Here is a 20051-nt window from a genome sequence, read left to right on the forward strand (position 1 = left end):
AGATCACACCGCCTTTCCTGTACTGATTTTCCAGTTGATCGACTCTGTATAGCTGCTCCACATCTGTGTGTATTTTCCACCCTTCTTCAGCAACTCGTCATGGGTGCCGGATTCAATCAGGTGTCCTTTTTCCATGACAAGGATCTGGTCTGCGTTACGAATCGTGGACAGACGATGGGCAATCATTACAACCGTTTTATTCTGGATTAGCTTTTCAAAGGCTTTTTGAATCAGGTACTCATTTTCCGGGTCGCTGAATGCGGTTGCCTCGTCCAGTACGATGATAGGGGCATCCTTTACGATAGCCCTTGCAATGGCAATCCGTTGGCGTTCACCACCTGAGAGATGAACGCCGGTGCTTCCAATCACAGTCTGATAACCGTTTGGAAGTTGCTCGATAAATTCGTGGCATCTTGCCGCCTTTGCCGCCGCAATCACCTGTTCCTCCGTAGCATCTGGATTTCCCATGCGGATGTTATCCAGAATGCTCTGCTTAAAGAGGAATGTATCCTGAAATACAAAGCTGACCTTATCCATCAGCGCGTCCAGCGGAATGTCCCGAATGTCAATACCGCCGATTTGGATACTTCCGTCCGTCACATCATAAAATCGGGAGATCAGGTTGGCTATGGTACTCTTACCTCCACCGGAAGGACCAACAACGGCTGTTACTTTGCCCTGAGGCGCAAGGAAAGAAACATGAGCCAGGGCCTTGACCTGAGAATCAGCTTCATAGGAAAAGCTGACATCCTGAAAAGCAATATCATAGTTTCGGATTTCAACTGCCGTATTCTTTTCCGGCAAGACTGGGATACGCAAGATTTCATCCATGCGCTCTACACTGCCGTCAATCTGCGTGAAGGACTCCGAGATATACATGATCTTATTCAGGATGCCGGAAATCGCATGGACAATAATCAGGTAGAAAATGAATGTCAGCGAATACTCCCTGAAATCCGTGGTGTGCATTCCAATCAGAACACCCACCGGAATTAAAAACAGATAAATATTGTTGATGATTGTGGTAAATGCAGGCATACAGTTTTGCCAGCCCAATGCGTATTCCAGCACGAAAGAGGTATAGTCCTTAATAGATTTGCTCAACCGCTTAAAAGAATCTGCGGTCTGATTAAATGCTTTGATCTCCGGCATACCTCGCACATATTCCACAGAGGCGCTGTTCATGTTCTCCTGGGCGGTCTGAAAACGGTGCATTTTTTCCTTTGCTTCACCGTTGAAGCCCGCAAACTGAACGATGAAGGCCAGAACAATACCAACCAGACAAACCACACCATACCGCCAGTCAATCCCAAGAAGAATGATGACTAAAACAAGCGGTGCGACCAAAGAGGCGACGAAATCCGGGAGCTGGTGGGCAATAAATTTCTCAACGCTTTCAATGTTTTCGTCCATGATTTTTCTCAGTTTGCCGCTGCCCAAGGTCAAATGATACCCAAGAGGAATGTGCATAATGTGATTGGAAAACGCCACCTTCAATTCATAAAGTGTTCCAAACGCTGCAATGTGTGAACACAATAGGGCAAAAAAGTAAAATACGATGTTTCCCAAAATACCAGTCAGGGCAAGCCAGCCCCAGGTTGAGATTGCAGAAACATTCAAGAGCGACATATCCGGGTAAACAAACAGGATTTCCCGAATAATGTGATAAATTGATAAATAAGGCGCAAAAGAACAAATTGCTGCCAGCGCAGCCAAAAACCCAGATAGAAACAAAAGCCATTTATGACCCGAAGCTAATTCCAGGCAACGTGCCAGTCCAGTCTTCGCCTTCGGCTGTTTCTTATTTTGCTGTGTCACTCCTAACCCTCCTTTTGGTCATACCCAATTTTCTCTAAAAGAAGCCCTGCTCCTCTGATTTGAAAGTCGTCGGTAATGCAGCCATTTTCAAGGCGCATTGCCCGCTCGCAACAGGCAAGCGCACACTCTGCGTCATGGGTAATGACGATAATGGTACGCCCCATCTTCGCCAGTTTGCGGATCATCCGGCTGACATTCCGCATATTCGTGCCGTCCAGCCCACTTGTAGGTTCGTCAAGTATGATAATAGGTGCTTCGTGTATCAGAGCTACGCCAAGAGCCAGCCTCTGCTTTTGCCCTCCTGACAGCGTAGAGGGATGCTGTTTGATGAACGGTGTCAGTTCCAGGGCTTCCAGAATTTCTTCTGCCGCTTGCTTCCGCTCCGGGCTGACCTCTGAGCCAGTAGTCAGTTCATCCAGTAAATCTTCACCAAAAAGCTGGCTGTCTAAATCTTGGGGAATGTACCAGACCTTTCCCAATCGGCCTTTTGGTCTGCAATGCTTTCCAAATAAAATAACTTCACCGGATTTCTCTTTCAAAAGCCCTGCCAAGATTCGTCCTATTGTGCTTTTGCCCGTCCCGTTGGGGCCAATCAGGGCAATCACTTCTCCTTTACGGCATTGAAAGTCTATATCCTTTGCTACAATCGTTTCACCAAAATAGTGGTTTAGCTTTTTCACTTCCAGGACAACCTCGCTGGTCGCCGCAGACGGGATTTCCATATACTCAATCTGATGCAGGTCAGGAATTCGAAGCCCCAATGTCTGGATTTTCTGATTAGTTAGAGCCTTCATCTGCGGTGCGGTAAATTCCCGCACAATTTTTCCTTTCTGCACACACAGGAAACGGTCTGCCAGATCCATTAAGTAATAAAGCCGGTGTTCCGCTATGATAATGGTTTTTCCCTGCTGTTTCAGATTGCGGATGATGTCTGCAAAGCGATAAGTAGATGCAATATCCAGATTGGCAGAAGGTTCATCCATGACATAGATTTCCGGGTCAATCGCCTCTGCCGATGCAATCGCAACTTTCTGGCGCATTCCATAAGACAGGCTGTGCAAACTATGTTCCAGAATGTTCTGAATTTTAATGTCAGCCGCCGCCCGGTGAACATGATTCCGAATTTCCTCATGGGAATAACCGTAATTTTCACAGCCAAAAGCCACCTCACCGGCCACCTCATTGGCAAAGAACTGGCTCCTGGGGTCTTGGAATACATTTCCTACGATTTTGCCGCGCTCCCATGCCGGAATTTCTTTCAGTGATTTCCCATCCACGAAAACCTCCCCACTTAATTCTCCCTCATAAAAGTAGGGAATCAACCCATTAATCACTCTTGTCAAAGAACTTTTTCCACTTCCTGATGGTCCAGTCATAACAATGACCTCTCCGGCGGCAATGTCTAACGATATATGTTCCAGTTGATTTCCGTTCCCACCATAGGAAAAGGTCAGGTCACGGATCATTATTTCTTTTCCCATTCCATTCCTCCTATAAAAGACAGCAGCACACGGTAGCTCCCACGCTGACAACAATCAAAATGCAATCCAGCGCAGCAATCCGGCTGACATAGTAACTTTCTTTCTTGTAGGGGCTTTCAATTCCTCTAACTATGGCAGAAGCGGCCAGCTCATCCGCAATCTTTAAGGAGCGGAATACCATCGGGACAATGGCGTATTCCAATGTATCCATTGGGTGCCTCAATACATTGCCGACCGATTTTAAGAAACCACGAATTTTCATGGCTTCTTTGACATCTCCAAATTCATACAGTACAGTCGGAGCAAAACGGAGCATGACAATCAATACAAGCATGATATGGGTTGGGATTGGCATTTTTCGCAGACTGGCTGTTAGTTTTCCAGACGGAATTTTAGCCAGAAGATATGCTGGCATAGCGGGGAGTAACAGTTTGTAAATCATGCTGAGCAGTAACGGAGAGGGGATACTGATCTGATATTTTGTTTCGATCATCAGCCATACAATCGCCACCAAATAGACCGAAAAACATCCCAAGGCCTGTTTATATAGGCCGAACCAGCAGAGGATTAAAAAAATCAAAAAGGTAAAAATCCCATGTCCTAAAAAACTTGTTGTAAGGAAGGTCACGATGCAGGCGCACAGCGTAAGGAAAAGAACTGTGCGCCCATCAATCTGGTCGATTCGTTTTTGCTTTTTTTCTCCGGCCATCATCCTACAATACCTGCTTTTTGGAAATGCTTTCTGAGCAACCGCTGGCCGAACAATGTACCAAGAATTGCAAGAGCCGCAGTAATGACAACACCCAGAAGCATCAGCGCTGGAGAAGTCACCATTGAGAGCTGCATATTCAAAGTATTTGCATCAAAACCGCTGCTTGCTGCCATTTCCTGATAGCTGTCCCAAGACCACCACAGCGGTACAGCACAGCCTACAAAATTTCCGATTGAGTTGACCATCCAACCAATTCGATTACGAACTGCACTTCGGTATGTATTCTTGCCAACCATGCATAACTCAGCAACGAGGGCTACAATCAAGAAATAAGGAACCAAGAACATATAACCCATAACACCTTGGATTAGTCCATAAACAGCAGCCCAAGCAAACAACAACCCATGTTTGTTGATGCGATTTGCCGCAACCAAATAAAATGTTGCTCCAATAAAGGCATCAATACCAGCAGAGCCGTATAAATATACTGCTGGGAAAGGCAATGTAACCATACCAATCACCATTGCAATTGCGAAATTGATGACCATCATTGCGGCAATCGTCATAATATCTCGAACGCCAATTTTTTTCTTTACCGTTTGTTCCATCTTTGAAACCTCCTTAAAATAAAATGACAGTGTAGTTAGCAACAACTAACTACACTGTCATTTTACACCGGTTTGCAGTCTCTAACTACTCCAAAGGGAAAAGTAAATCAAAAAAACAGCCCAAAAGTTAATTCATTTTTTTACTTTACGGTAATCCTTTGGAAGCATTCCAAACACTTCTTGAAAAGCTTTCGCGAACTTACTAATATTTGAATATCCAAGTCCACCAGCTATTTGGGTGATGGATTGATCTGTTTCCTGTAAATAAACAGCCGCAAGATTCATTTTGTAATTCTTGATATGCGCATAGGGAGTGTCACCATAAATCTGTTTGAAAATTGCCTGAAATGTGACCTTGCTCATTGGCTCTTTTCGCAAGAGTTCTTCTATTGATAGTTTTTTGTCGAGGTTTTCTATAAGCTGATGTCGGATGCGCTTAATGATTTCAATTTGCTCTTTGGAATAATATGTTGCTTCATACTGATCTTCAATCCGCAGTTGTTTGATATGATAAAAGAGTTCCAATAATTTAATACGGAAGTAATCTTTTCCTTCCATGCCTTTTGCAGCGTATAATTCATCAAAGATATGTAACAATCGCTGTGGTGTCCGGCATAAAAACCACTTTTTTTCTATTTCCAATTCTTGTCCAAGATTTAAGACATCAATATTATAGTAAGAAAAAATTTGTTTTGTTTTCGCATCAATAGAATCTTTATCAATCACACAACTCAATCCAACACTATATCCAAAAGGAAAAGAATATGCCGCAGGAACATTAGCAAGAGCATTGATACATAATTCTCCTTCTTTCATGTGAAAAACCTTATTATTCCTTAATTCAAACTCAACGCGTCCCTTTTGGTAATGACGAATTTCAATGATATTTTTATTGGGAATCGGTTCATGAAAAATATCTGAACAGTTAAAATCCATAAAAATTAAATTGATACCAGGGAATAATGAGTAATCATATAAAGTTCCAGTCCCATTGCATTTATATTTTACTTGAACATAATCATCATATTTATCAGAAATTACAGCACATTCCCCGTACCATTCTGACTTACGGTGTTCTACCATACCATTCCCTCTTTTTATTAAGTTAGCATTGACTAATTATATGTTAATCTGTTTTTTTATGAGTGTCAAGGTAAAAAGTTTCTTAAAAACATCAAAAGGGCTGTGCTTTTCAGCAGCAGCCCCCTTGATATTAACTCAATTCAATTTTGTACCCTATCCGAAAAACGGTCTTGATGTAGATGGGGTGTTTTGGGTCAGGCTCCAGCTTTTGCCGTAGGCGCCAGATCGTGTTGTCTACGGTGTTGGTACCTAATTCATAGTCCTCGCCCCAGGCCGCATTGTAGAGCTGCTCCCGGCTAAATACACGCCCAGGGCAGCGGGCCATACAGTAAAGGATGGAGAACTCTCCGTAGTTCAGGCATATCTCCGCACCGGCCTTTGTAACCCGACGCTGCTCTGGAAATATCTGAATATCTCCCAGAGTCAGGGCAGAAGGATCAAGGTCAGCAGCATGGAGAACCTGAACATCTTTCCCCTGTAAGGCTCTCAGGATGGATTGAAAGACACTCCCATCCGGATCGGATGTTCGTATTACGATTATTTGTTCCATGCTGCTCACCCCCTTTCAGTTTTGCCTTCAAGACTGCTTTTCTGCGGCTTCTTTTAATCGCTGAAAACTTTCATCGCTAATAAGATGCCCCATTCGGCAGGCATCACCCTACGCTGTCGTGGGGTCAACGCCGGCTATGAGGAGCGGTAATGAACTCCTAAAATAAGCAGAAGCCGCTTACTTCTATTAAATGTTAAGGTTTTGCTGTAATCACTGCCATCACCTTATTGATAAAACCTCTTGACAGTACGCAAGTTTACATTAGTGATTTTCACGAATCGAAACGTTGGGGAAACGGTATTTTTTGATTATAATAATTGCCAGTCCAGCAGAAATCACATCAGACAAAGGCTGCAATATATAAAGTCCGGTTTGTTTCCATAATGCGGTCAACAAGAAAAGCAACGGAAAGTAGAAAATCCCCTGTCTCGATATTGAAATAAGCAAAGCTCGAAAATATTGCCCCACATTCTGCATATACATACTCGATACAGCATAAAACCCAAGAAGTGGGAAAGAAATACACTGCAAACGCAATATAAGAGATGCAATCGCTATGACCTCTAAATCGGTGGATAGCAATCCAGCTAATTGCGGTGCAAAGATGGCTAAAAATACTGCTGAAACAATCATCAACGCAGTTCCAATTTTGACTGTCATCCAGAATGCCTTTTTAACACGGTCATACTGTTTTGCACCAAAATTTATGGCACAAATCGGTTGAAAGCCTTGTCCAAAACCAATCATGAGCATATATCCAATCGCTGCAATACGGGCAGAAACAGTTAAAGCTGCAATAACAGTCTCCCCAAACCCTGCTGCCACTTGATTGAGTGCCACAGATGTAATGCCTGTAATTCCTTCTCTTGCAAAATTCGGCGCGCCTCCAGCAAAAATATGGTATAGCCGTTTTTTCTTAAAACTTACATACAACAAGCTAACCGGAATATTTCCCTGTGTGTGGGAGTGAATAAAAAAATATACACAACTCAACACTTGTCCGATCAATGTAGCCCATCCGGCGCCAACGATCGACATTTGAAATCCAAAAATCAAAATTGGATCTAATATCATGTTTGCTGCCATTCCAATCAGCAAGCCAATCATTGCATCTTTTACATTTCCACACAGTCGAAATTGATTATAGACAGTTGTGGAGAAAAGGGAGAATGGAATTGCCAGCAGCATAATTTTCAAGTAGTCGGTAGAATACAAAAGAAGCTGTTCAGAAGCATTTCCCCCCAGAAAAGCAGCAAATGGTCGTGCAAACGGATAGCCAATCAGCGTCAAAATGATTCCTGCCCCAACAGCCAGAGCAACACCATCTGAAGAAATAATCTGCGCTTCGGTATCGTTCTTAGCTCCCAAAGCACGGGACATAACATTCCCACTGCCATAGCCAAACCAGAATCCCAGTGCCTGTATCAGTGACACAAAAGAAAATGCTACTCCAATGGCAGCTGTCATGCTCTTATTATCCAGCTGTCCAACCCAAAAAGTATCAGCTAAGTTATAAATAACAGTTACCATCATACCAAGCATTGTTGGAATTGCCATTTTTATAATGAGCGGCAGTAATGGTTCAGAAATCATACGTTGTCTTCTTTGTTCCTTACTTTCTGTTTTCAATGCGCCCTCCTTAGTTGACCTTTGCAGCTTCGCCTTTTGTACCGTTTACTCGGATGATATCGCCATCCTGAAATTTACTTGTTGCACAGCCTACTCCCAACACAGCCGGTATACCATATTCACGAGCGACGATAGCCGCATGGGAAAGGGCGGCGCCCGTATCTGCTACAACTGCACCAGCAAGTGTAAACAAGGGCGTCCATTCTGGATCAGTTAATCTGCAAACAAGCACATCTCCTTTTTCCAGCTTATAGAATTCTTCCGGCCCATTTATAATGCAGGCTTTTCCTATAGCCTCACCAACGCTGCCGCTTACGCCTTTCAACACATCTCCATGATCAGGAAAAACCAACAATTTGGCTCGTTCCCATACTTTTTCTGCTAGAGGACGTTTGCGTTTGCGCCGATTGATTTTCTCTTGATCTTCTGCACTAAGATTTCCGCGTCTGCACATTGAAATTACTTCTTTCAGAAATAAATATGCCAAACTATCAAAATAATTCTCATCACCCGAACTAAGGAAAGAAGCCCTGGCTAACACTCGTCGCATAATATAAAATGCAGTTTCCCACATATACTGACTTTCTTCTCTCGCAACATGGAAGTATCTAAGATTTGCTACATCATGTATAAATTTTGCGTATTTTTTTGCACCGAGCTTCTCACGCAGTTGTTCCATAAGCATTGTGTGCCGCTGTGGAATTTCCTGCTGTTGCTCCAATGCAAGCAGCGGGCGAACAATATGCAGTATGCGATCTGGATTTTCAAGAAAACTTTTTGCATGGAGGCAGTAACAGTTAAAATCAGAAGTGTAACCATGCTCTTGTAAAAATGCTTGGAACAGAGGGATCGCTTCTGGAAAATCACTGCATAGGTCAGCATAATTCTCCCCGTCTGCAATAGACTTTACAATTTTCGGATATTTTTTTAACTCACTCGCAAGAGTTGTCATATCCCGTGCGGCAACAGATGTGCGATTATTCAGGTTTTGCAGCAAATCAAAGCTGGTATACTTACAATTGATTTTTTTGACTGCCTTTTCGCATTTGGCCGATGCAAAATAACCGGAAAACAGGGAATAGTAAAAGCGAGAGTAAGAAAGTCTGCGAACATAGTCGCAAATATTTTCTATTGCAGCGCCACATTCGGAAAGTCCCATTGTTTCTACGGATAATGCTTTGTATTGCTCCAATTCTTTTGTGAAATCCTGCAATTGCTGTTCCAATATCTGACAGCAATGTTCAAAATCCTTCAGCTCCCGGACTACCTTTGCAAAATTAAAAATATTTTTTGTAATTTTCTTGTCGGCAGGCGGCAATATTTCAATCCCATCATCGTCCATCAGCGGCTGCATAGACATAACAATGCCTGCCTGGGCAAAAATGACAGACTTTTGATTATTGATGATAGCTGTCATATCGCTGTCAAAGGGATAAAAAGCATCCGGAAATTTTTCAAGCAGAAAAGACATATCTTTTTGATAGGATTTTGTTATTTTACACTTTTTTAAGTATGGTTCGATTTGCGCTTCATCTACATGGTCGGAGCTGTTTGTGTTCAATGTAGTGACAGCTCGGGCCTGCAAAATATAAATGCTCCCCCTGCAAATCGCCCATTCAATATCCATAGGGCAGCCATAATGTTGCTCAATACGAATTGCCTGCTCACAAAGGGCATGAATTTCTATATCATTCAGCGCCCGTTTTCTTTGCCTGTCCTCTGATACAGAAACTTCCTTTGTTCCTTGTTCTGCATAGAGAATTTCTATTGTCTTTTGTCCGATCGTCGATTGCAGAAGTTTACCGTTTTTGCTGCAGATGTATGTATCAGGCGTAACATGGCCTGATACAACAGCTTCTCCTAATCCGTAAGACGCATTGATTTGAATTTCTTTCGGATTCTGGGAAACAGGATTGACCGTAAACAAAACTCCGGCTGTTTCGCTCTCTATCATTTCTTGAATGACTACGGCCAGTGCAATGTTGTTCTGACCATAGCCGCGTGTCTGGCGGTAAAAAACAGCGCGGTCCCCCCACAGAGAGGCATAACAACATATAATTTGTTTTAACACATCTGAAAGACCAATTACATTCAAATATGTTTCCTGCTGTCCGGCAAAACTGGACTCTGGCAAATCCTCTGCTGTTGCCGAAGAACGAACAGCAACACGAATGGGGGTACTTCCACATTTTGCAGAAAGGCTGTGATAAGCTGCCTGAACTTCACTCACAATTTCGGCGGGAAGTGTACCGGATAAAATTTTCCTGCGAAACAGCGCTGCCGCTGATCGAAGTTTTTCCGGATCATTTTGTGCCTCATTCATGGTTTGTAAAAATAGTTCATTTAAGCCGTTTTCTTTCAAGAATAGGCGGTAAGCATCCGATGTTACCACAAAACCCGGCGGAACTGCAATGCCGGCAGATACCATTTCACCTAAATTAGCCCCTTTCCCGCCTACAATCAAAACATCATCCTTATGAATTTTTTCAAATTTTTTCACCAATTCCATTCTTTATCTCACCTCGTCAATTTTCCGTATATAGCGCTTGCAGTTTTCGCTGATAAATGTTTTCAATAGTACCTGTGCATATTGCTCATCTATCAGATCCAGGTTTGAATAAAGTATTAAGGTTCCCTTTATGACATTTATAATTCCCTTTATATCAAGAGTAATGGGTAAATCATGTTTTTCCCAATAATCTGATAAATGCTGCAGCACAGTATTTACTTGAGCATATAGCTTTTCTCGCTCTGGCAGCTCCTTGTCAATGCAAAAACGGAAAATATCAGCATACATCTGGCTCTTCTCAGCTTTTTGCTTTAGATCCCATGATGTGCGAAAAATTGCTTCACTGACGAAGAAAACAGGATTTTCTAAAGATAGATCAAACTGCTTTTCAATAAGTTTCATTTTTTGTTTGTTTCGGTAACAAATTAACTCCATTACAAAATCATCTTTGTCAGAAAAGAAAGTATAAAATCCTCCCTGCGCAATTCCAGCCCGCTTTGCTAATTCTCGAATGCTAATCTTCCGCACACCCTCATGGAATAACTCTAACCCAGCCTCTAATAGCTGAGTGTGTATCTTTTCGCGTTCTTTTTCGGTATATGCTTTTCCCATAATTTATACCTCCATCTATGAACAAATCAAAAAAATGTTCATAGGTATGGTAGCACAAACTCCTCATTGTGTCAAGTAACCAGAAGAACGGGAATGGTACATCACAAACCGCATTTAGGCTGTCTATAGCTTTCGTAATAAGCAGTTTAGGCTCATTTTTAGCTTGCTACGAATAATTTATGACTGCTGTGTCTGGATGAATCAAAATTACCGGAACCTGCTTCTTCCGTGCATACCGGACACACTGCATTGTCCCGGATCGCAGATTTCGCTCATCATCATAAACCGCCACCAGGTAGCTGGCCTGATCCACCATGTAGCAATTTCGCTTGATATAGCTCTCACGGCAATCCTCGTTTCCAATGACTTCTTTCCTGCTGCAATGTTGCAGGATGAACTCCATCCGGCGCTTACTGCGCGGGCCCCACACTCCGACCAAGGTTGGCAATACCAGCATAAGCAGTATCAGCGTATGCTTCGTGAGAAAGGTATTCGGTAGAGTATGAGTCGCAAGGGCAACTGCCTTGACAATGCTGTTATAGAAAACTTCTTTGGCTTGCTTAAAAGTGAGGTGCTGTATCTGCAAAAATTTGAGTCCATAGAACACTTCAAGCGGGAACTGCTAGACTATCTCGACTACTATAACAACCGCCGCATCAAAGCAAAGCTGAAGGGCTTGCCGCCTGCAATTCACAGACAACAAGCCCTTTCGACTGCTTAAACAATTTTTACTTTCAATTATTGTCTAACTTTTTGGGGTCACTTCACGACTGGCCACACCCAGCGATTTTGATAATCTATTTTTCAATTTTATATCCCACACGGAAAACGGTCTTGATGTAGATGGGGTGTTTTGGGTCAGGCTCCAGCTTGTTTCGTAGACGCCAGATCGTGTTGTCTACGGTGTTGGTGCCTAATTCATAGTCCTCGCCCCAGGCCGCATTGTAGAGCTGCTCCCGACTGAACACACGACCAGGGCAGCGGGCCATACAGTAAAGGATGGAGAACTCTCCGTAGTTCAGACATATCTCCGCACCGGCCTTTGTAACCCGACGCTGCTCTGGAAATATCTGAATATCTCCCAGAGTTAGGGCAGAAGGATCAAGGTCAGTAGCATGGAGAATCTGAACATCTTTTTCTTGTAAGACCCCCATGATAGACCGAAAAATGCTTCCGTCTGGGTCGGAAGTACGGATGACGATGATCTGCTCCATGCCGCGCACCCCCTTTTAAGCACATTTTCAAGATTATCTTTCTGTTACCCCACAGCATACATCAATTAGATGGAGATAGCGATTCTCGTCCAGTGTAAGAAAGCTATCCGCCCCGATTACACATTTGGAGTGGAAACCTCAATGAATCGGGCTATATCCTTTATGTATCACCCTCAAGTCATCCGTCAATGCTCCAGCCCTCTGCCTGCTCACGGATCGCAATGAAGCGCCGATATAGTCCCTCCTGCTGAACAAGCTGCTGATGTGTGCCTTTCTGAACAACCTGACCTTTATCCACCACTAAAATCTGGTCAGCGTGTTCAATCGTTGCCAAACGGTGGGCGATAACGATAACCGTTTTTCCAATGGTCAGTTCACTGATTGCCTGCTGGATCAGATGCTCATTTTCGGGGTCAATACTTGCTGTTGCCTCATCAAGAATGACAATGTTGGCATTTTTCAAAATGGCACGGGCAATAGAAATGCGCTGTTTTTCTCCACCAGATAGCGTAGAGCCACCCTCACCGATCACCGTTTCATATCCATCGGGAAGATCCATAATGAAGTCGTGACACCAAGCCTTTTTCGCCGCCTCTATAATTTCTTCCTTCGTTGCACCTGGATTGCCGAAACGGATGTTGTTTTCAATGGTATCGTGGAACAGATAGACCTTTTGAAAGACCATCGAAATATTGCGGAGCAAGCTGTCACAAGTCATATTCCGCACATCCTCACCGCCTACTGTGACCTCACCGCTGTCCACATCATAGAAACGGGCAATCAGGTTACAAATCGTGGTCTTGCCGCTGCCAGATGGCCCTACAATGGCCGTAGTGCTGCCCTGCGGGATGAAAAAACTGATATTCCGCAAAACAGGAACTTTATCGTAGGAGAATGTCACATCATGGAAAGCGATGTCTGTGTTGTGCAAAGAAATATCTTTCCCGTCTTTGTCTATCATGTCGGCGTGTTCAATGCCGTCCAGTTTATCCAGTGTAGTATCAATGACCTCCAATACATGGGCGGCATTATTCATGGCTTCCACACTTCCAAAAATCATAAAAGAGAACATATCCAGCATGAGCATTGTAGGAAGTTCCATACTGCCGTTATAGGTCAGCAGAGCGGCCACAGATACAATGGCAATGGAGGCCGCTTTCAGCGAAAACAGGTGTAGGCAGTTGAAGGGCATATATTCCACTTCAATTTTGATGTTGATTTTCTTACTGTCGTTGTATGCTTTGCGGATACCGGCAATCGACACGCCTTCCTGCTTAAAGGCCTTCACCACTTGCATCCCTCGCAGATACTCAATGGAGCTTTCCACCATATCGTCCTGCGTTTTTTGGTGGGCGGGCGCATTTTTGCGGCTGCGTGCCTCCAGCAGATGAAGAAACAGGGCAGACAGAAGGACGCCGGCCAGAGCAATTCCTCCAGCCAAAGGACTGCAAAATACAAGGAACAGTATCAGGACAATCACGGTAATATAGCCGTTGACTACGGTATTTACCATATTCATGGCATACATTTCCATAAACGAGAGATCGGTCGTTGCAGCTGCCGACAACTCGCCGATATTGTTCTTATTGAAAAATCCCAGCGACACCCGTTTCAAAATGTCTCCCAGTCGTATTCTCTCGTCAGCGGTTGCTTCATAACCGACACTTTCCTGCGTGATGGCCCGGAGATATGAGAATAAGTATCGACCCAATACAGCTAAAATCATGGCCCCCAGCATGATCCAGATGTCCCGACCCTCCAATGGCTTAACGCCATTGAAGTCATCCAGAACAGCACTCAGCCCCTCCGCAGCCAGCATAATAGGAATTGCGGTAAAAATGCTGTGAATGAAAGCGTAGATAAACCCGATGTAAATACGCCGTTTATATTTACCAGTCCACTGGATCAGCCGATTTACAATCCGAAACATATCAGTTTCCCCCTTTCCCGGAACCGGCAGACCAGTTCTGCGCTCCGATATGCGCCTCCCACATATCCCGATAGAGAGCGTCGCCATCTAAAAGCTGCTGATGAGTGCCCGTATTCTCAACCTGCCCGTTTTGCAGAACGATAATCTGATTGGCATTCTTGATGGTGGACAGACGATGTGCGATTACGAGCAATGTTTTTCCTTTTGTCAAAGCAGCAATGGACTGCTGGATTTTTTCTTCGTTCTCTTGATCGGTGAACGCAGTTGCCTCGTCCAAAATCACGATAGGTGCATTTTTCAAAATCATGCGGGCAATAGAAATGCGCTGTTTTTCACCGCCCGAAAGCCGGTTTCCCGCATCCCCGGCCATCGTGTCATAGCCATTGTCCAATTTCTGTATAAATTCATCACAGCAGGCTGCTTTTGCCGCCGCATATACTTCTTCGTCCGTAGCATCAGGGTTTCCAAGCCGGATGTTTTCCTTGATGGAGCAGTTGAACAGAAAGTTATCCTGTGTAACAAAACTGACAATATCGGCAAGTTGGGCCAGCGGCATACTGCGAATGTCTACACCACCAATGGTGATTTTCCCATCGTTCACATCCCAAAAACGAGCAATCAGGCGTTTGATGGTGGACTTGCCTCCACCGGATGGACCGACAAGCGCCGTAAACTTTCCCTCCGGGATTTTCAGATTGATATGAGAAAGCACCTGTTTACCGTTTTCTTTATCATAAGAGAACGAAACATTCTGAAGTTGAATATCTTTGGAGCGCATCTCCACTGGCTTTCCAGTATCGGGCAGTTCCTCCACATGGAGCAACTCATCCACATCGTGGACAGCGTATTCAATCGCCTTCGTCTCATTGACATAAGTGGTGAAGTTCATGAGCGGGCCTACAATGCCCAGCGAGAGGATCAGGCACATTGCAAGATCCTGCGGCGTGAGGCTACCGTTCCAGTAGAGATACATACCAATCGGAAGCGTTCCCAAAAAAGTGGACGGTAGCACAGCAGAAACAAAGTTCATCACCTTCCAGGAACTTTGATACCATTTGAGGGTGTAGTCCTTGAAATATTTAACCGCCTTTGTGAATTTTTCATAGGAACTGGAGGACTGATTAAACGCCTTGATAACTTCAATACCCTCCACATACTCCACAATCACGCCATTTACATAGTTGCTCGACTCCATGTAATCGGCATAGAGCTTGTTAAAATTCTTCATCATCATAGCAAAAGCAATCAGGACGAAAGGCAGCGTGGCCAGCATCGCCAGCGCCATACGCCAGTCGATGCAGACCAGATAGACAAAGACTGCCACGGGGAGCAGCAGGTTGGAGATACACTCCGGGATCATGTGGGCCAGCGGCAGCTCAATTGTTTCCACTCGATCCACCAGTACGCTTTTCAGCTTTCCAACAGACTCTCCGATGACTGTTCCCAGCGGTGCTTTCATCAGCCGCTGGGCAAGAGCCAAACGAATATTCTCCAAAATGGTGTAGGCGGATATGTGGGACAGGCTCGTTGAAACACCATAGAACAAGAAGCGTATCGCATAAGCGCCAAGTCCAATCCAGCACCATCTCCAAACCTCTGCCATCACAGGTGAGCCGCCGATAAAGAGCGTGATAATCTGGTAAACGCTCCAATAGGGTATCAGTCCGGCAACCACACTAATGATCGCACATAAGACGGACAGGACAATCTTGCCCCGGCACTGTGAAGCAAAGGAAAACACAACAGAAATCCAGCTTTTTTGCTTCATTTCCATTCCTCCTTTAGCAAAATAATAGAGAGCATCAATCGACTTGATACTCTCTAAGTATTGCAGATATTCATGTTGTCCGCCACTCTGCCCGGCCGGGTTTTACTCCATTCAGATTTTTATTTTTCGATATTCCAGAGGTGTTTTTCCTTTTATCTTCTTGAACGCTTCGGAAAACTTGCTGGTGTTTGTATAGCCAACTTTTCCAGCAATCATCGTAATCGGCTCATCTGTCTGTGTCAAAAGTGAAGCTGCCAAATCCATGCGATAATTCCGCATATAAGTATAAATGGCGATGCCATACACACCCTTAAAGCATTGCTTTAGAGCAGAAGTAGAAATATCAAACTTTTCAGACAGTTCCTCCATTGTGAAATGGCGATCCGGCTCGTTTGTCATAAACGACATGATTGCCTTGACTTTCTCTACCTGCGTTTTATAAAAATAGGGTCGCTCCACACCTAAAACCGTAGGGTCTACCGTTTTGAGCGTGACCAACAATTCTAACACCTTTACCCTCAGATATTCCAGCCGGATATTTTCCGGCGCCTGATACAGTTCCGAAATCACATGATCAGGAACGGAATTTCCGTGCATAATGAATGGTCGAGTCTTTAAGGTGAATTGCTGCTCGATTTGCTCCAAATCAATGGAAAACAGGGACAGAAGATCACCCAAACCCTCTACCGCTTCGGGAACAGAAATCGTAACCGTGATCCCGTGGTAATGGCTTACGGGAAAACTGCAATGGTTGTTTTCCGTGGCAGAACTGTCCAGCATAATATCGCCGGACGCAAGGTAAAGATAAGCACCATTGCTGACTTCCCACTCGACACGGCCTTCTCTGCAGTGGTGAATTGCAAAGGTGTGCGTATTATTTTCAAACTTTCTTGACGGGCAGCATTCCATGTGAAAATCATTATACATAACCCCTATTCCGGGATATACCTCATAATAGGTTGCTGTCCCATCTCCTGTTTCGTTTTTCATCTGATAAACCGAACAGGATTCATCCCGGCAGAGCAAATTCATATTTTGCTGCGAAAAAAACAGGTCGCTTCTATTCAAACTGGGATCACCTCGATTCAATAAAAAAGTTTTTGAGACGCGTAAACCCTGCGGCATCCAGCGCATAGTGTTCCAGCACAACACCATGCTCCAAATGCAGAACATGAGTACAGCAACTGACGATCAACTCATAATCGTGGGTGATAACAAGAGAGGTCTTTCCCATCTCCTGTACCGCTATAAGTTCCTCGGCCACTTCCTTCATGTGCTGTAAATCCAGACCGCTGGTAGGTTCATCCAGCACCAAAACCTTACGCTCGGAAACAAGGGCGGTGGCAATCGCCACTCGCTGCTTCTGACCACCGGAGAGCGCCATCGGGTGTCGTTCCTTAAGCTGCAACAAATCCAATCGGTCAAGAATTGTATCTACCTTATCTGAAACTGGCTCTGCCATGCTGATGAGCATTTCTTCCTCTGTGCTTTCCGTAAACAACTGGTGGTTAACGTCCTGCATGACCATATAGCACAGGGACAGCCTCTGTTTTCTATTATACGGTTTCCCATCCACTTTCACAATGCCCTTACAGTGTTTCTCCAATCCGCAAAGGCATCTGGCCAAGGTGGATTTTCCGGCTCCGTTATGGCCGATCACCGCGATAATACCCGCCTGCGGCAGTGAAAGACTATCAATATCCAGCGCGTCCCTCTGCTTTGTATAAGCAAAATGAAAGTTCTCACATTCGATAGAACCACTGCTTGCAACAGGATGTGCTGTCACAGGGAACGCACAGAGGTCAAAAGGCCGCAGTCCCATTTCTACCTGTTGCGCTGCGGACAGTTTCAAGGCGTCCGAGGCCAGATAATCTTTTTCAATTTTTCCGTCTTTCAAATAGATAACACGGTCTATCAGCTCTTTCAGATAATAGAGCCTATGTTCCGCAATAATAACTGTTTTCCCTTGCTGTTTCCAAATCTGGATCATCCGGCGCAGATCTTTTGTGGCTGACATATCCAGATTAGAAGATGGTTCGTCCAGAACGATGATGGGCGGATTACTTGCCGACACAGAGGCACAAGCAATTTTCTGCTTTTCTCCGCCGGAAAGAGAAAAGATATTTTTTCCCAACAGATTGTCCATATCAAACTGCTGGGCAGTCGATTTCACCCGATGAATGATTTCTTCTTCAGGCAAGCCCTGATTTTCACATCCAAAGGCCAGTTCACTGGTGGAGTCCACCGTAAAAAACTGCGTGCGGGGATTTTGAAAAACGCTTCCCACATATTTCGCTGTTTCATAGAGCGGAAGTCTGCTGATGTTCTTGCCATCCAGCAGAACTTCGCCGCTCAATTCACCTTCATAATAATTCGGGATCAGTCCATTCACCAGACGGGTCAAAGTTGTTTTTCCACATCCGGATTGTCCACACAAAAGGATAACTTGCCCGTCTGGGATGATTAAATCAATGTTTACAAGCCCACCGACATCTGTTCCCCCGGCATATCGAAAATTGATATTGCGAAGTTCAATCATAGACTCCTTCCTCCTAACAAATAAAGAAACCGACCCAACAGGGTATCGCCAGCAGGAAGAAGAAAATGTCCAAAGGCCCAAAGCCAATTTTGCAAATATTTGTCCGCTTCTGTGGCGCTCCAAGCCCTCGTGTGAGAGCCGCTGCAGACAGTTCTTCTCCGATTTTGGCAACCGACATCATCAGAGGAACTACCCGGTATTCCAGCATCTTCATGGGACTGCGGAGAGTAGTGATACCACGCATCTTCATGGCATCCCGTATGGCTGTATATTCTTCTTTTACAGTCGGAAAAAATCGGAACACTACGGATACAGGAATCACAATCGTCTGTGGCGTGTGCATCCTTTCCATTGCAGCAACAAATTCGCTGACCGTTGTCGTACTCACCAGATAGTATCCCATGATAAATCCAGGGAGCATATGCGTATAGATCCCAACTGCGGCTCCCAGGATAAAATTCCATGTACCAGTGAGCAGCGGTAACACCGTTAATTCCAACGCAAACAAAATAGCGTATGTAACTGAAAATCTGGCTGCGGCCACCCATTTCCTTGAAAGGAGTAGAAAAATAATCGGACAAGCCATGAGGCACGGGCGAACCATGTTCATAAATCCTCCCGTGCCGCCAGTAATCATAATGGTGCTGACAGTTACAGTCAAAAATAGTTTTGTCCTCGGATCGGTGGGAATAACAGTTTTACTTTCAAATTTTAGCCCTGTAACCGCCGCATCCATCAGGCAATCCCCGCCTTCTCAAAATGTTTCTTCAACACGACCTTGCCAAGAAGTGCCCCAAAAATACCGCCGATAAAGGTTACAACGAACAAAACAGGGAACATCCAATTTGGGGTGTAGGACATAAGCGAATCAACATACTCCTGTCCGTAACTGCTTACAAGCGAAGCAAAGAACTCTGTGCGGGTGAGGAACATCCGGCTCACATAGCCCATGATCCAAAGGGAAAACACACCATTGGCAAGGAGTGTGCATTTCCAACTTTGATACTTTCCGATCCGCAAAATTACATCTCCCAGAACACCAAAGATGATACCAAAAATTAGAACCAACACGCCGCTACCCATGACCAAATTGATTAGACCGAGGATAATGCCAGTCAGAGATACCATGCCGAATTTTTTGACCTTCGTTAAGTACAGCATAAATGGAATACCGCACAGTACAGGGCACACCAATCCTAACAGTGGGATAAAGATAGGGATATATCCCAGCATCATGCCCGCAAAGAAAATGACAAAATAAATGGCGGTGAAAATGCCTACGTTGATAAGGTCTTTGGCTTGTAGTTTGTTACTTCTTGCTTCCATTCTCTACATACCTCCATTGCAGTTAGGTATAGCTAACTATATGTTACAAAAATTACGGATTGTGATTCCGTGTAATCTAAGTTTATCATAATCCAAATGGCTTATGCCACTCTAAATAGTTTGAAAATACTCCATTTGGCTTTTGTGTTTCTTTTTGATATCATTAAAAGTTTTTCTTTGCTGATAAGATAAACGGAGTTATAAATTGAAAATCTTTTGCTCGATGTTCCACCCAGCAAAAGCGGATAAACAACTCTCATACGACTGACTTT

16 protein-coding genes and 1 pseudogene are annotated in these 20051 nt (G+C 44.3%); 1 reads left to right on the plus strand and 16 read right to left on the minus strand.

Annotation, left to right across the window (positions count from 1 at the left end):
- Nucleotides 1-3: 3 nt before the first annotated feature.
- The 9 genes from FYJ45_RS12035 to FYJ45_RS12075 form a co-directional block, all read right to left on the minus strand.
- The gene (locus FYJ45_RS12035; protein WP_321170220.1) at nucleotides 4-1818 is read right to left on the minus strand and encodes an ABC transporter ATP-binding protein; all 1815 of its coding nucleotides are present in this window, start codon (nucleotides 1816-1818) and stop codon (nucleotides 4-6) included.
- Nucleotides 1819-1820: 2 nt separating this feature from the next.
- Nucleotides 1821-3299, minus strand: a complete 1479-nt coding sequence (locus tag FYJ45_RS12040) for an ABC transporter ATP-binding protein (RefSeq protein WP_154464771.1) — start codon at nucleotides 3297-3299, stop codon at nucleotides 1821-1823.
- A 10-nt stretch (nucleotides 3300-3309) separates the two neighbouring features.
- Complete coding sequence (locus FYJ45_RS12045) at nucleotides 3310-4011, minus strand: energy-coupling factor transporter transmembrane component T family protein (protein ID WP_154464772.1); 702 nt, start codon at nucleotides 4009-4011, stop codon at nucleotides 3310-3312.
- The gene (locus tag FYJ45_RS12050; protein WP_154464773.1) at nucleotides 4008-4619 is read right to left on the minus strand and encodes an MptD family putative ECF transporter S component; all 612 of its coding nucleotides are present in this window, start codon (nucleotides 4617-4619) and stop codon (nucleotides 4008-4010) included. The genes FYJ45_RS12045 and FYJ45_RS12050 overlap by 4 nt, the downstream gene beginning before the upstream one ends.
- A gap of 132 nt (nucleotides 4620-4751) precedes the next feature.
- The gene (locus FYJ45_RS12055; protein WP_154464774.1) at nucleotides 4752-5702 is read right to left on the minus strand and encodes a helix-turn-helix domain-containing protein; all 951 of its coding nucleotides are present in this window, start codon (nucleotides 5700-5702) and stop codon (nucleotides 4752-4754) included.
- A gap of 130 nt (nucleotides 5703-5832) precedes the next feature.
- Entirely contained in the window at nucleotides 5833-6252 is a 420-nt protein-coding gene (locus tag FYJ45_RS12060; RefSeq protein WP_154464775.1) for a winged helix-turn-helix domain-containing protein, read from the minus strand.
- 261 nt (nucleotides 6253-6513) lie between these two features.
- Nucleotides 6514-7881 carry an MATE family efflux transporter gene (locus FYJ45_RS12065; protein ID WP_321170221.1) on the minus strand — a complete coding sequence of 456 codons (1368 nt, stop codon included), beginning with the start codon at nucleotides 7879-7881 and terminating at the stop codon, nucleotides 6514-6516.
- A gap of 10 nt (nucleotides 7882-7891) precedes the next feature.
- Nucleotides 7892-10390 (minus strand): PEP/pyruvate-binding domain-containing protein, encoded by a 2499-nt coding sequence (locus FYJ45_RS12070; RefSeq protein ID WP_235930775.1) that lies wholly within the window; start codon nucleotides 10388-10390, stop codon nucleotides 7892-7894.
- A 3-nt stretch (nucleotides 10391-10393) separates the two neighbouring features.
- Nucleotides 10394-11002 (minus strand): TetR/AcrR family transcriptional regulator, encoded by a 609-nt coding sequence (locus FYJ45_RS12075; RefSeq protein WP_154024180.1) that lies wholly within the window; start codon nucleotides 11000-11002, stop codon nucleotides 10394-10396.
- A 427-nt stretch (nucleotides 11003-11429) separates the two neighbouring features.
- On the opposite strand from FYJ45_RS12075, the pseudogene FYJ45_RS12085 reads away from it, so the two are divergent.
- A pseudogene (locus FYJ45_RS12085) lies at nucleotides 11430-11723 on the plus strand (transposase); the annotation flags it as partial.
- A 76-nt stretch (nucleotides 11724-11799) separates the two neighbouring features.
- On the opposite strand, the gene FYJ45_RS12090 reads toward FYJ45_RS12085, so the two are convergent.
- The 7 genes from FYJ45_RS12090 to FYJ45_RS12120 all read right to left on the minus strand — a co-directional run bounded on the left by FYJ45_RS12090 (nucleotide 11800) and on the right by FYJ45_RS12120 (nucleotide 19779).
- Nucleotides 11800-12216: a winged helix-turn-helix domain-containing protein gene (locus FYJ45_RS12090; RefSeq protein WP_154464776.1), complete on the minus strand. Its 417-nt coding sequence runs from the start codon at nucleotides 12214-12216 to the stop codon at nucleotides 11800-11802.
- 178 nt (nucleotides 12217-12394) lie between these two features.
- Nucleotides 12395-14146, minus strand: coding sequence for an ABC transporter ATP-binding protein (locus tag FYJ45_RS12095; protein ID WP_154464777.1), 1752 nt, complete (start codon nucleotides 14144-14146; stop codon nucleotides 12395-12397).
- A 1-nt stretch (nucleotide 14147) separates the two neighbouring features.
- Nucleotides 14148-15914 carry an ABC transporter ATP-binding protein gene (locus tag FYJ45_RS12100; RefSeq protein ID WP_154464778.1) on the minus strand — a complete coding sequence of 589 codons (1767 nt, stop codon included), beginning with the start codon at nucleotides 15912-15914 and terminating at the stop codon, nucleotides 14148-14150.
- A gap of 111 nt (nucleotides 15915-16025) precedes the next feature.
- Nucleotides 16026-16982, minus strand: coding sequence for an AraC family transcriptional regulator (locus FYJ45_RS12105; RefSeq protein WP_195841794.1), 957 nt, complete (start codon nucleotides 16980-16982; stop codon nucleotides 16026-16028).
- Nucleotides 16983-16989: 7 nt separating this feature from the next.
- Nucleotides 16990-18453, minus strand: a complete 1464-nt coding sequence (locus FYJ45_RS12110; protein WP_154464780.1) for an ABC transporter ATP-binding protein — start codon at nucleotides 18451-18453, stop codon at nucleotides 16990-16992.
- 13 nt (nucleotides 18454-18466) lie between these two features.
- The gene (locus tag FYJ45_RS12115; protein WP_154464781.1) at nucleotides 18467-19189 is read right to left on the minus strand and encodes an energy-coupling factor transporter transmembrane component T; all 723 of its coding nucleotides are present in this window, start codon (nucleotides 19187-19189) and stop codon (nucleotides 18467-18469) included.
- Complete coding sequence (locus FYJ45_RS12120; protein WP_154464782.1) at nucleotides 19189-19779, minus strand: MptD family putative ECF transporter S component; 591 nt, start codon at nucleotides 19777-19779, stop codon at nucleotides 19189-19191. Before FYJ45_RS12120 ends, FYJ45_RS12115 begins: the two co-directional genes overlap by 1 nt.
- Nucleotides 19780-20051: the final 272 nt, after the last annotated feature.

This window comes from Eisenbergiella porci, assembly GCF_009696275.1.
GTDB lineage: Bacteria > Bacillota > Clostridia > Lachnospirales > Lachnospiraceae > Eisenbergiella > Eisenbergiella porci.